The sequence below is a fragment of the Marmoricola sp. URHB0036 genome (assembly GCF_000426045.1).
Taxonomy (GTDB): domain Bacteria; phylum Actinomycetota; class Actinomycetes; order Propionibacteriales; family Nocardioidaceae; genus Marmoricola.
The window spans coordinates 89,870-102,820 of sequence record NZ_AUEP01000011.1; the positions used below are offsets into that span (position 1 = coordinate 89,870).

Sequence of the window (12,951 nt, forward strand, 5' to 3'; positions counted from 1 at the left end):
GACGAACCCCTGTGGGATTTCTCGGATCCGAGACGGTGGTCCCGACGCGGCACGTTGCCGCGCGGCAGGTGCGGTCCTAGTGTCGAAACCGTGACGATGCTGGAAGCGAGCAAGTCCGAACTCCTCACCAGGTTGTGTGCCTACGCCGAGTCCAAGGGCGCGAAGGCGCCCGATGGTGTGGAGCTCGCGGCGCTGCTGAAGTCGTTCTACAAGCACGTCGCGCCCGAGGACCTGATGGAGCGCGACGAAGCGGATCTCTACGGCGCGGTGATGGCCCAGCTCAGGCTGGCGGCCGAGCGTCCCCAGGGCAAGGCGGCCCTGCGGGTGTTCACCCCGAACGTCTCGGTCAACGGATGGTCCGCCGGTGGGCACACCGTCGTCGAGGTGATCACCGACGACATGCCGTTCCTGGTCGACTCGGTCTCGATGGCGCTGTCGCAGGCTCAGCACGACATCCACCTGGTGATCCACCCCCAGTTCGTCGTACGCCGCGACCTCGGTGGGCAGCTCCAGGAGGTGCTCGACGAGCATGCCGACACCGACGCCCACGACGTGCACCGCGAGTCGTGGATGCACCTCGAGATCGACCGGGTGGCCGACGACGAGATCGGGCTGATCCTGGAGCAGCTCAACAAGGTGCTCATCGACGTCCGCGACGCCGTCGAGGACTGGAGCCGGATGCACACCCAGGTGCAGCGGATCGTCGACGACCTCGAGGAGCACCCGCCGCCCCTGCCCGCCGAGGAGCTCGAGCAGGGCAAGTCCCTGCTGCGCTGGCTGGCCGACAACCACTTCACCTTCCTCGGCTACCGCGAGTACGCGCTCGAGGCACGGGGCGACGAGGAGACGCTGGTGGCGGTGCCCGGCACCGGCTTCGGCATCCTGCGCGCCGACCCCGAGGGACCGCGGGTGCTGCCCGAGGCCGTCGCCTCCCGTGCCCGCGACAAGCACCTGCTGGTGCTGGCCAAGGCCAACAGCCGGGCGACGGTGCACCGGCCCGTCTTCCTCGACTACATCAGCGTGAAGCGGTTCGACGAGGCCGGTGAGGTCGTCGGCGAGCGCCGGTTCCTGGGACTGTTCTCGTCGGCCGCCTACACCGAGTCGGTGAAGCGGATCCCGGTGCTGCGCGAGAAGGCAGCCGCGGTGATCGACATCGTCGGGCTCGACCCGATGAGCCACGCCGGCAAGGCCCTGATGGACGTCCTCGAGACCTACCCGCGCGACGAGCTGTTCCAGACCGACGTCGAGGACCTCGTGCCGATCGCCTCCCAGGTGATGTACACCCGCGAGCGCCGGCAGCTGAAGCTGTTCGTCCGGCGCGACGTCTACGGCCGGTTCCTGTCGTGCCTCGTCTACCTGCCGCGCGACCGCTACAACACCACCGTGCGCGAGCGCGTCGCCGCGATCCTCAAGGAGCAGCTCGGCGGCGACAGCATCGAGTACACCGCCCACGTGGGGGAGTCCTTCGCCGCGCGGCTGCACTTCGTCGTACGCCCCAAGCCGGGTGAGCCGCTGCGCGAGGTCGACATCCCCGACCTCGAGCGTCGCTGCTCCGAGGCGGCCCGCTCCTGGCGCGACGACTTCACCAACGCGGTCATCTCGACGTACGGCGAGGAGCTCGGCAGCCGCTACGTCCGCACCTACGCCTCGTGCTTCCCGGAGGCCTACAAGGAGGACTACCCGCCGCAGACCGGCGCGGTCGACCTCGGACGGCTCGAGGAGATCACCGATGACGTCGGGATGACGCTCTCCCTCTACGAGGACATCGCTGCCCCTCCGGGCGAGGCCAGGCTGAAGGTCTACCGGATCGGGCCACCCCTGTCGCTCTCCGAGGTGCTGCCGATCCTGTCCACGACCGGGGTCGAGGTTGTCGACGAGCGGCCCTACCAGCTCGAAGGTCTGGAGCGGGAGTCCTACATCTACGACTTCGGGCTGCGCTACCACCGCACGATGCCCGACCGGGCGCGCGAGCTGTTCCAGGACACCGTCGCGGCAGTGTGGAACGGCTACAACGAGAGCGACGGCTTCAACGCGCTGGTCCTGGCCGCCGGGCTGACCTGGCGGCAGGCCACGCTGCTGCGCGCCTACGCCAAGTACATGCGCCAGGGCGGCACGCCGTTCGCGCAGGACTACATCGAGGACGCGCTGCGCAACAACGTCGACATCACCCGCTACCTCGTGCAGCTGTTCGAGGCGCGTTTCGACCCCGGTCGCAAGGAGGGACGCAGCGGGGCCATCCCGGCCGACGGTGAGGCCCGGCAGGCCAAGTGCGCCGACCTCGAGGAGCGCATCATGCGGGCCCTCGACGAGGTGTCCAGCCTCGACCACGACCGCATCCTGCGTTCCTACCTCACCAACATCCGCGCCACGCTGCGCACCAACTTCTTCCAGACCGACGACAACGGTCACCCGCTCGAGCGACTGTCGCTGAAGGTCGACCCGTCCTCGATCCCCGACCTGCCCGAGCCGCGGCCCAAGTTCGAGATCTTCGTCTACTCGCCGCGCGTCGAGGGCGTGCACCTGCGCTTCGGTTCGGTTGCGCGCGGTGGCCTGCGCTGGTCCGACCGTCGCGACGACTTCCGCACCGAGGTCCTCGGTCTGGTCAAGGCTCAGATGGTGAAGAACACCGTGATCGTGCCGGTCGGCGCCAAGGGCGGGTTCTTCGCCAAGCAGCTGCCCGACCCGAGCAACCGCGACGCGTGGATGGCCGAGGGCGTGGCCTGCTACACGACGTTCATCTCCGGTCTGCTCGACATCACCGACAACCTCGTGAACACCCCGGAGGGACGCAAGGTCGTGCCGCCCCGCGCCGTCGTACGCCACGACGGCGACGACCCCTATCTGGTGGTGGCGGCCGACAAGGGCACGGCGACCTTCAGCGACATCGCCAACGGCATCTCCCAGGACTACGGCTTCTGGCTGGGCGACGCGTTCGCGTCGGGCGGCTCGGTCGGCTACGACCACAAGGCGATGGGCATCACCGCGCGCGGTGCCTGGGTGTCGGTGCGCCGTCACTTCCGCGAGATGGGGGTGGACTGCCAGAAGGAGGACTTCACCTGCGTCGGCATCGGCGACATGTCCGGCGACGTCTTCGGCAACGGGATGCTCTGCTCGGAGCACATCCGGCTGGTCGCGGCCTTCGACCACCGCGACATCTTCATCGACCCGAATCCCGACTCCGCAACGTCGTACGCCGAACGCAAGCGCCTCTTCGACCTGCCGCGCTCGTCGTGGCAGGACTACGACAAGGACTTGATCTCCGAGGGTGGCGGCGTCTTCCCGCGCAGTGCCAAGTCGATCGTGATCACCCCCCAGATGCGCGACGCACTTGGCCTGGAGCCGCCGGCCAACGGACGGATGACTCCGGCCGAGGTGATGCGCGCGATCCTGCTGGCCGAGGTCGACCTGCTCTGGAACGGCGGCATCGGCACCTACGTCAAGGCGCGCTCCGAGACGCACGCCGAGGCCGGCGACAAGGCCAACGACGCCATCCGCGTCGACGGTCGCGAGCTGCGCGCCAAGTGCGTCGGCGAGGGCGGCAACCTCGGCCTGACCCAGCGGGGCCGCATCGAGTACGCCGACCGCGGCGGCCGGATCAACACCGACTTCATCGACAACTCCGCGGGCGTGGACACCTCCGACCACGAGGTGAACATCAAGATCCTGCTCGACCGGGTGGTGGCCGACGGCGACCTCACCGGCAAGCAGCGCAACGAGCTGCTCGCGTCGATGACCAACGAGGTGGCCGACCTCGTGCTGGCCGACAACTACGACCAGAACGTCGCGCTCGCCAACTCGGTGGCCATCAGCCCGGCGCTGCTGCACGTGCACGAGGACTGGATGCGGACCCTCGAGCGTGGGGGACTGCTCAACCGCGAGCTGGAGGCGCTCCCCACCCGGCGTGAGGTGAGCCGACTGGCCGACCGCAACGAGGGCCTCAGTGCCCCCGAGCTGTCGGTGCTGATGGCCTACACCAAGATCGTGCTGGCCGAGGACCTGCTGCGCAGCGACCTGCCCGACGACCCGTTCCTGCGCTCGGAGCTGTTCTCCTACTTCCCGGCCAAGATGCGCCAGGGCTACCGCAGCTACATGGAGCAGCACCAGCTGCGGCGCGAGATCGTGGTCACCCAGATCGTCAACCAGCTGGTCAACAACGCCGGCATCACCTACTTCCACCGGCTGGCCGGCGAGACCAACGCCACCACCGCGGAGCTGACCAAGGCCAACTTCGTGGCCCGCGAGATCTTCGGCGCCGCCAGCCTGCAGCGCCAGATCTCCTCACTCGACAACCAGCTCGACGCCGACCTGCAGGTCCACATGCGACTGGAGAGCCGCACCCTGGTGGAGCGCGCCTCCCGCTGGCTGCTGAACTCCCGCCGGGTCGGCGAGGAGACCGAGTCGGTGGTCGACACCTTCGAGGTGGTCGTCGAGAAGGTGATGGCCGAGCTGCCCACGCTGATGGTCGGGGCCGAGCTGGTGGCCTTCGAGCAGCGGCGCGACCAGCTCATCGGGAAGGGCGTGCCGGAGGAGCTGGCCGTCCGGGTGGCGGTGTGCCCTCCGGCGTACATGATCCTCGGCATGGTCGAGACGGCCGCCCGCGACGACCGCGACCCCACCGACGTGGCACGCACCCACTTCGAGGTCGGCGAACGGCTGGGGCTGCCGATGCTGGTGGCCCGGATCCTGGCCCTGCCCCGCGACGACCGCTGGCAGACGATGGCTCGGGCCGCGCTGCGCGACGACCTGCACGCCGTGCACGCCCAGCTCACGGCCGCCGAGCTGGCCGGAGACCCACCTCCGGACAAGGAGGTCGACCAGGCGGTGCGCACCCTGCAGGAGATCTGCTCCGACGAGGACACCGACCTGGCCCGCCTCTCGGTCGCGCTGCGGGTCGTGCGTTCGCTGCTCTGACCGGGGTCGGTCAGGCGGCTGCCTCCTGCACGTTGTCGACCTCGTTGAGCGTGCCGGTCGCGACGTCGAAGACGAAGCCGCGCACGCTGTCGGTCTTCGGGATGAACGGTGACGCCTTGATCCGTGCGATCGACTGGCGGACGTCCTCGTCGAGGTCGGAGAACGACTCGGCCGCCCACTCGGGCTTGATGCCGGTCTCGTCCTGGATCGAGCGCTTGAAGAACTCGCCGCCGGTGAAGGACGCAGCTCGGGAGTCGGTGTGGTGGATCAGGATGATCTCCTCGGTCCCGAGCAGGCGCTGGCTGATCGCGAGTGAACGGATCTCGTCGTCGGTGACCACGCCCCCCGCATTGCGGATCACGTGCGACTCGCCCGGCTCGAGACCGAGGAGGGAGTAGACGTCGAGGCGGGCGTCCATGCAGGCGACCACCGCGAGGTGCTTGGCCGGGGGGAGGGGGAGCGGTCCCTGGAAGGTCTTGGCGTACTCGGCGTTGTGGGCGAGGAGGTCGTCGGTCACGGTCATAGTGAAGTTCTCCTAGTGAGTTGCTGGACTTTGAACTCTACGCCACTCCCGGCCGAGCGCCACCCTCGTCCGGATCCCGGCCCGCAACCTGGCGCTAGCCTTCGGCCCATGACCACACCGAACGAGCACCTGGCTGATCTGTCGGTGGCCGAACTGGCCCGCCGTACCGGCGAGCGGGAGGTCAGCGCGGTCGACCTGGTCGAGGCCTGCCTGGCCCGGATCGCGGAGCGCGACCCGGCGCTGAACGCCTTCTCGGTGGTGCTGGCCGACGAGGCCCGGGCCGAGGCTGCAGCGCGCGACCGGGCGATCGCCGAGGGTCAGACCCCTGGCCCGCTGCACGGCGTACCGGTGGCGATCAAGGAGGAGATCGACGTGGCCGGCTGCGTCACCACCTTCGGAGGTCGCGCCAACTCGACGCCGGCGGCGGTCGACGGCGAGGTGGTACGCCGGCTGCGGGATGCCGGCGCCGTCGTCATCGGCAAGACCCGGATGCCCGAGTTCGGCCAGTGGCCCTTCACCGAGTCCGTCGACGGGGGCTACACCCGCAACCCCTGGAAGATCGGGCACACCCCGGGTGGCTCGAGCGGGGGCACCGCCGTGGCCGTGGCCGCCGGGATGGTGCCGGTCGGCATCGGCGGCGACGGTGGCGGATCGATCCGGATCCCCTCGGCGTGCTGCGGCCTGTTCGGGCTCAAGCCGCAGCGCGGGCGGGTCACGACCGCACCGATGGAGCACCTCTGGTGGTCGCTCGGGACCGTGGGACCGCTGACGAGGTCGGTGCTCGACTCGGCCATCGTGTACGACGCCATCCGCGGCAACACGGCAACTGACCTGTTCCGCGCCACCGATCCGGCCACCACCTTCACCGAGGCGGCCCGCTCCGAGCCCGGTCGACTGCGCATCGGCTGGTCCACGAAATCACCGATCAAGGGGATGCGTCCGGACCGGACACACGTGGAGGCAGTCACCCGGACCGCGCAGCTACTCAGCGACCTCGGGCACGAGGTCGTCGAGGCCGACCCGCGCTACCCGGACGCCACCCTGGCGTTCGTCCCGCAGTTCTTCGCCGGGGTGCGCGCCGAGGCCGACGCCGTGGAGCACTACGAGCGCCTCGAGAAGCGGACCCGCGAGACCTATCGCCTGGGCAGCTGGGTGCGACCGGGTGTCGTGCAGTGGGCGTTGCGGACGGGCGAGAAGGTGTCGGCCAAGGCCAACCGGGTCTTCGCGGAGGTCGACGTGCTGCTAACACCGAGCATCGCGCACCGCCCACGCACGGTCGGTGCGCTGGACAAGGGCGGCACCGTCCGCGCGGCGCTGGCAGCCCAGCCGATGATCGCCTACGCCGCGTTGTGGAACATCGCCGGGAATCCGGCCGCGTCGGTGCCCGCAGGGGTCGCGGCCGACGGTCTCCCGCTGGCGGTGCAGCTCGTCGGGCGGCAGCACGACGAGACCACACTGCTCAGCCTGTCGGCCCAGCTCGAGGCCGCCCGACCGTGGACGATGCCGGTCCTCGGATGAACCTGTTCCTCACCCCGAAGGCCCTGGTGCGCCGCCACCTGGTCGCCCCCGTGGCCAGGCTGGTGGGTTCCCCGTTGCCGAGCCCGCTGGCCGGCCGTGTCGTGCTGGTCACGGGCGCGTCGTCGGGGATCGGCGAGGCCACTGCCAAGGCGGTCGCCGCACGCGGCGCGAGGGTGCTCTGCGTCGCCCGTCGTCAGGGCGAGCTCGACCGGGTGGTCCGTGAGATCGAGGCGTGCGGCGGTTCGGCGTACGGCTATGCGTGCGATCTCACCGATCCTGCGGCCACCGACGCCCTCGTCGAGCGGGTGCTGCGCGAGCACGAGTCGGTCGACATGCTCGTCAACAACGCCGGGCGGTCGATCCGGCGCTCGCTGGAGTTCTCCTACGACCGGATGCACGACTTCGAGCGCACCATGGCCATCAACTTCTTCGGTCCGGTGCGACTGACCCTCGGGCTGCTGCCCCGGATGCGGGAGCGGCGCTTCGGACACGTCGTCAACATCGTGACGTGGGGCGTGCAGATGAAGGCGCCGAAGTTCACGGCCTACATCGCCTCCAAGACGGCCCTGGACACCTTCTCGCGGATCGCGGGACGCGAGACCTGGTTCGATGACGTCACCTTCACCAACCTGCGGCTCGACCTGGTGCGGACCGACATGATCACGGCCACCGATGCCTACCGTCGAGCACCGGCCAAGTCACCCGAGCAGGCAGCGGCTCTCGTCGTACGCGCGCTGGAGGACCGTCCGGTCACCATCTCGACGGTCGCCGGTCGCGTCGGTGAGGTGCTGAACCTGGTCGCGCCGCGGCTCTCGGACGCCGCCATGGGACTGATGGCGGCCCGGATGCCGGACTCGCCGGCGGCTCGCGCCGGTCGGGGGAGGACCTAGGAGCCCTTCGGCTTCTTCCGGGCGTCCGGTACGCCGAGCGGCTCGGCGAACACCACGACGTTGCTGGTGTACTCCTTGCCCGTCCACCCGGTGCAGGTGATCAGCACCAGCCGCTCGTCCTCGCGCTTCTGGCCGAACAGCTCGACCGAGCGCTTGGCGAGCTCCCGCTTGGTCCACGTCACCACCTCGGTGGTGCGGTAGACCATCGTTCCCTTGCGTGTCACCACCTTGACCAGCTGGCCCTTGTGCAGGCGGCCGAGGTGATCCATCACGCCGCCACCGGTGTGCACGGTGTGCCCGGTCAGCACCGTCTGCCCGTGGGTGGCACCCGGTCGGGCACTCTGCCGCCACCAGCCGACGTCGCGCGGGTTGTGCGGCGGGTCGAGCACTCCGTGGTCGACCTGGATGGGCTCGATCGGCGCGCGGATCTTCAGTGCCGGGACGACCAGCCGCACGGGCGCTGCCGGAGCAGCCATCGCGTGGTAGCCGTCCGAGGCGGTGCCGCTGGAGGGGAGCAGGTAACCGACCCCGACCAGCAGGCCGCACAGCGCGAGCAGGGTGGCGCTGAAGCCGCCGATCCTCGATCCGGAGCCACTCATCGTCGTGTCCCCTCAGGCGCGGAGCCAGCGGATGACCACCAGCGCCGTACCGCCGGCGAGCATCATGGCCAGGGCGACCAGGGCGATCCCGCTGTGCGGGTCGTCGTCGCCGGGTGCCGTGGCGAGTCCGGCCGAGACGGCGGTCGGCAGTGACTGCGGCGCGGCGGCCTCGGCAGTCGGGGCGGCGACCGCGACGCGAGCCACCGGGGCGCACGCGGCGTTGCCGACCTGGAGGTTCACCAGCGAGTTGCCGTCGAGCTGCGCCTTCGCGGCCGGGAGCACCTGCACGTCGAGCGCCCGGACCTTGATCGAGTCGCGGGTCGGGTGCACCTGCTGGTTGAGCGTGATGTCGAGCAAGTTCTGCTCCAGCGGCGCGAGCTGCGACTCCAGCTGCGCGTGCACCTGCGTGACGATCTGGCTGCGGACCTGGGCGGTCAGCGCCTTGAGCGGTGACGCGTTGCCCTGGAGCGACTCGGTCAGGTCGGCGTCCACGCCGTCGAGGATGGCGTTCATGACATCGCTCAGGTTGGTGAACAGATGCGTGTTCGGCTTCGGGTGGACCGGCAGCGTGAGGACGGTGATCGGGTCCTGTCCGGGGATGTTGAACGACAGTGACGCGTCGGTCAGTGTCGAGGTGCCCGTGGGGCCGCCGTCGCCGGCGGTGCACCGACCCTCGACCATGTCGAGGTTGGCCACCAAGCCACCGTCCCCGAACTGCTCCTGGGCCTGGCTCAGCGCAGTGTTGATGAGGTCGGTGAGGGGCGCGGCGCCGGTGCCGAGCTGGGTCAGGAGGTCCTGGGCCTGCTGCGGCAGCTGGCCGGTGGGAAGGCTGGCGGTGTCCGGGATCAGGGTCGAGGGGTCGAAGGACCCGAACGAGCCGGTGACCAGGTTGCCCGGCTGGAGGCAGCTGCTGTCGCCGATGCTGAGCACTGAACCACCGTCACCCGCGAGCCCCGAGCAAGCGGCGGAGAACCCGGGCCTGGCAGTGGCCTCCTGGGCCAGCACGCCGCCCGTGATGAACTTCTGGCCGGTCGGGTCGGGGAACGCCGGCTTGCTGTTGCCGGCGGTGGTCTCCTTGCCGTTGGAGTAGCTCGCGGTGACGTTGCCGGTTCCCTGGCCGTTGCCGGCGATGGAGACGAAGACAGCGTTGGCGCCGGCTTGGTTGTCGGTGGCGGCCAGGGCCGGCGCCGCGGCGACCGCGCCCAGCGTGACGGCTCCGACGACGGCTGCGAAACGCAGGTATGACCGCATTGAGTGTTTCCTCCCCAGGAATGACCACGAGCCGCGTGCGGCCCCTGCTGACTCAACGCCTGGTGAGGGGGGAGGTTACGCCGTGAGGCCGCCTCTCCACGGCCTCACGACGTGACCCCGGTCACTGGAGCACGATGCTGAAGCTCAGCGCCCGGTTCGTGCTCGAGTTGGCGGTCGCCGTCAGGCCCCCGGTGCTGCCGGAGACGTCGCCGTTGCTGTCGACCAGCAGGCCCGACATCGCACCGCTCGGCGAGCCGAACTTGTTGCTGCGGAAGGTCTGGCTGGCCGGGGGAGTCCAGGCGGTGGTGGCACTCGTCTTGTCGGACCAGTACGTGACCAGCCACTTGCTCCCCGCCGGGGCATTGACGGTCGGGGAGGTGTGCGCCGCCGTCGTGGTGGTCTCCAGGTTGCCGGCGCCGGCGGCCACGCCGGTGGCGCCGCGGTAGACGGCCAGCGCCATGTCCGACTTGGAGTACGCCGAGGAGGTGATGCGGACGGTGCTCCCGGGTGTGTCGCTCGCCGTGGCCACCCGCGTGTAGGCCCGCCCCACGATGAGCGTGCCGTTCTGGGCAGGCGCGGCCGCCGTCCAGCCCGACGGCGTGCTGAACGTCGGGTTGGTGGAGTTGGCGGCGAAGAAGAGCACCATCAGGTCACCCGGCTGGGTGCCGGCCGGCACCGTGACGTCGTGGTTGGTGCGGTTGGCATTGGTCTCGTTCACCCCCACGAACGTCACCGGGCTGGCCGTGTCGGAGACGGTGAAGTCCTTGGTGGCCGTGCCGGTGTCGTTGTCGTTGTCGGTCACCGTGAGCGTCACGTGCTGTGGACCACCGGGCGGGGGGAAGTCGTAGCTCGGGTTGGCCTCGGTCGAGGTGTCCCCGTTGCCGAAGTCCCACAGGTACCCGGTGATGGTGCCGTCGCTGTCCCCGGAGCCGGTCGAGGTGAAGTCGCAGTGCAGCAGGCTGCACGTCACGTTGATGGTCGCGTGCGGTGGCGTGTTGCCCGCCGGCGGCTGCGGGTTGACCGTCGTGGTGGTCGAGCTCGCCGTCGCGTCGTTGTCGGTCACGGTGAGGGTCACCGTGTGCGTGCCGGCCGTGACGTAGGTGTGGCTGGCGATCGGGTCGGTCGAGGTGGCGCCGTCGCCGAACTGCCACAGCACCGAGGCGATGTTGCCGTCGGGGTCACTGGAGCCCGTCGAGTCGAAGTCGCAGGTCATGTCGGTGCAGGTGGCGGACTTGATCACCGGGACCGGCGGCTGGTTGGTCTGCTGGCCGGAGGACTGGAAGACGAACATCGACCGCGAGTTCCAGGTCTGGCTGTCCTTGCCCGGACCGGAGATCTGTACGGCGGTGCCGGCCACCGGTGCGGTTCCGGCCCACTGCGCGCGCCACAACCGGCCCGTCGTGTCGGCGAAGTAGAAGAGGTTGTTCGCCACGAACGCGCCGCGCATCGTCGAGTAGTTGATGCCGGTGACGTTGGAGCTGCTGAACCGCTGCTGGCCCACGATGTCGCTCTCGACCTCGAAGCCGCGCCGGTAGAGCGTGCTCTGGCCCGACTTGGTGAAGAACATCCGGCCGTTGTAGTAGAAGAGGCTGGTCATGTTGGGCACGTCGTTGGTGTGCCACTCCGTCTGCTGCACGATCGCGTCGGACACGGCGATCGTCGTCGCCGGGCCGTAGGCGCTGCCGTTGAACGTGCGCCTGGTGAAGGTGCCGTTGGTCGAGGTCGTGTAGAGGACGCCGTTGACCATGAACGCACCGGTGGTGCTGCTCCAGGTGGGCGCAGTGCCGGTCGTGCTCGGGCTGGAGACAGCGCCGGGCGTGGTGCCGTCGAAGTTGCGGCGGTTCAGCGTCGACCCGCTCGTCGCGACGTTGTAGACGTCGGCGGGCAGCGTCATGTTGTTCTCGGCGGGCAGGGTCTTGCCGCCGGCGAGCGGCACGAACGCGATCCGGCCGTGGTACTCGTAGGTGGGGCCGAAGCGCTCGGTGTCGGACCCGACCCAGACGCCCTGGGAGGTGGCCAGCATGTCCTGGATGCCGACGCCGCGCGTGCGGGTCGGGTTCCAGGAGTAGGGCATGCCGTTGAGCGGGTTGAGCGCCGCGATGCCCTCGCGGCTGACCGCGCCGGCTCCCGCGGCGTCGCCGGCGTTGGGGTTGTTCTGCCAGCGCTGGTGGCCGCCGACGTAGATCACGTTGTCGGTGACCTCGATGCTCCAGGTCGTGTCGCCGCCGGTGTACGCCGACCAGGTGTTCGGGGTCGGTGAGGTGCTGGTGCCGGCCTCGAACCGGAAGACGCCGTCGCAGCCGACGGTCCCGTTGTTGCTGCCGGAGGTGCCGCCGTAGGCCCCGGTCGTCGCGACCACGAAGTAGCTGCCGTCGGGGGAGTACTCCACGTCGGTCATGTAGGTGTCGAACTTCGTCGAGCAACCCGCGGTGAACTGGTTGGTGGTCCAGGGCGAGAGAGTCGCGCTGCTCGCGCCGAGGTCGAACTTGGCGATCTGGGAACGGGACTGGCCGTTGACCGTGGTGAAGTTGCCGACCGCGACGAGCTCGGTGTTCTGCGGGTTGCTCGAGATCTGCAGCACGTCGGTGACGGAGCCGGCGAGCTCGGGTCGGTGCAGCCCGTCCAGCTGGTTGGTGAAGTAGGTGTCGCGAGCACCGGTCGTGGCGTTCAGGGTGCCGAGACCCTTCTGGGCCACGCCGCTGAAGTGGGTCATCTTGCCGGCCACGAAGAGGTGGTTGCCGACCACCTCGAGGTCACGGACGTTCCCGGAGATGGTGGGAGCGGTGAAGCCGGTGTTCAGTGCTCCGGTGGTGACGTTCATCCGGAAGATGCGACCCGGCATGGACCTGCCGGCCGCCGAGGTGAAGGCGCCCCCGACGTACACCTCGTTGGGGTTGCTGGTCTGCTGCACCTTGTAGACGGTGCCGTTGGGCGCGGGGTTGAAGCTGTTGTTGATCGCTCCAGTGGTGGCGTCGAACGCGAAGACCCGGTTGCGGGTGATCACCGTCGAGCTGGTCGCCGTGCGGACCTGTGTGAACGTCCCCCCGACGACGATCTGGTTCCCGACCTGGACGATCGAGTAGACGGTGCCGTTGAGGATGTGTGGCGTCCAGTTGGCGGGGTCCTCATTGGCGATACGGCCGGTCTGTGGATCGCTGAGCCCGACGTCCGCGGCACCAGCGGTCGGAGCCAGGCTCACGCCGGCGACGACGCTCGAGACAACGAGCAGGACAGACAGTACGAACCTGCGCACAGCAAC

The 12,951-nt window shown here is 69.4% G+C and carries 7 protein-coding genes; 3 read left to right on the forward strand and 4 right to left on the reverse strand.

From position 1 onward, the window contains the following. Positions 1 to 96 precede the first annotated feature (96 nt). Positions 97 to 4,911 carry an NAD-glutamate dehydrogenase gene (locus H976_RS0113685; protein WP_036226493.1) on the forward strand — a complete coding sequence of 1,605 codons (4,815 nt, stop codon included), beginning with the start codon at positions 97 to 99 and terminating at the stop codon, positions 4,909 to 4,911. Positions 4,912 to 4,921: 10 nt separating this feature from the next. Here H976_RS0113685 and H976_RS0113690 read toward each other — a convergent pair whose 3' ends face one another. Continuing rightward, positions 4,922 to 5,428, reverse strand: coding sequence for a beta-class carbonic anhydrase (locus H976_RS0113690; protein ID WP_369759031.1), 507 nt, complete (start codon positions 5,426 to 5,428; stop codon positions 4,922 to 4,924). Between the two features lie 114 nt (positions 5,429 to 5,542). Here H976_RS0113690 and H976_RS0113695 point away from each other — a divergent pair, with 114 nt between their 5' ends. Further along, complete coding sequence (locus tag H976_RS0113695; protein ID WP_081682894.1) at positions 5,543 to 6,952, forward strand: amidase; 1,410 nt, start codon at positions 5,543 to 5,545, stop codon at positions 6,950 to 6,952. Then, complete coding sequence (locus tag H976_RS0113700) at positions 6,949 to 7,842, forward strand: SDR family NAD(P)-dependent oxidoreductase (RefSeq protein WP_051276835.1); 894 nt, start codon at positions 6,949 to 6,951, stop codon at positions 7,840 to 7,842. The genes H976_RS0113695 and H976_RS0113700 overlap by 4 nt, the downstream gene beginning before the upstream one ends. Here H976_RS0113700 and H976_RS26270 read toward each other — a convergent pair. The 3 genes from H976_RS26270 to H976_RS0113715 all read right to left on the reverse strand — a co-directional run bounded on the left by H976_RS26270 (position 7,839) and on the right by H976_RS0113715 (position 12,891). Next, positions 7,839 to 8,441 (reverse strand): class F sortase, encoded by a 603-nt coding sequence (locus H976_RS26270; protein ID WP_051276809.1) that lies wholly within the window; start codon positions 8,439 to 8,441, stop codon positions 7,839 to 7,841. The genes H976_RS0113700 and H976_RS26270 overlap by 4 nt on opposite strands. A gap of 12 nt (positions 8,442 to 8,453) precedes the next feature. Further along, on the reverse strand, positions 8,454 to 9,692 hold the full coding sequence (locus H976_RS0113710; RefSeq protein WP_027862011.1) for a hypothetical protein: 1,239 nt from the start codon (positions 9,690 to 9,692) through the stop codon (positions 8,454 to 8,456). A gap of 121 nt (positions 9,693 to 9,813) precedes the next feature. Continuing rightward, positions 9,814 to 12,891, reverse strand: a complete 3,078-nt coding sequence (locus H976_RS0113715) for a PKD domain-containing protein (RefSeq protein WP_155918249.1) — start codon at positions 12,889 to 12,891, stop codon at positions 9,814 to 9,816. Positions 12,892 to 12,951: the final 60 nt, after the last annotated feature.

Excerpts from the sequence above, each read along its gene's own strand:
- H976_RS0113685 (WP_036226493.1), top strand. The coding sequence starts at position 97 with ATGCTGGAAGCGAGCAAGTCCGAACTCCTCACCAGGTTGTGTGCCTAC.
- H976_RS0113695 (WP_081682894.1), top strand. The coding sequence starts at position 5,543 with ATGACCACACCGAACGAGCACCTGGCTGATCTGTCGGTGGCCGAACTG.
- H976_RS0113700 (WP_051276835.1), top strand. The coding sequence starts at position 6,949 with ATGAACCTGTTCCTCACCCCGAAGGCCCTGGTGCGCCGCCACCTGGTC.
- H976_RS26270 (WP_051276809.1), bottom strand. The coding sequence starts at position 8,441 with ATGAGTGGCTCCGGATCGAGGATCGGCGGCTTCAGCGCCACCCTGCTC.
- H976_RS0113710 (WP_027862011.1), bottom strand. The coding sequence starts at position 9,692 with ATGCGGTCATACCTGCGTTTCGCAGCCGTCGTCGGAGCCGTCACGCTG.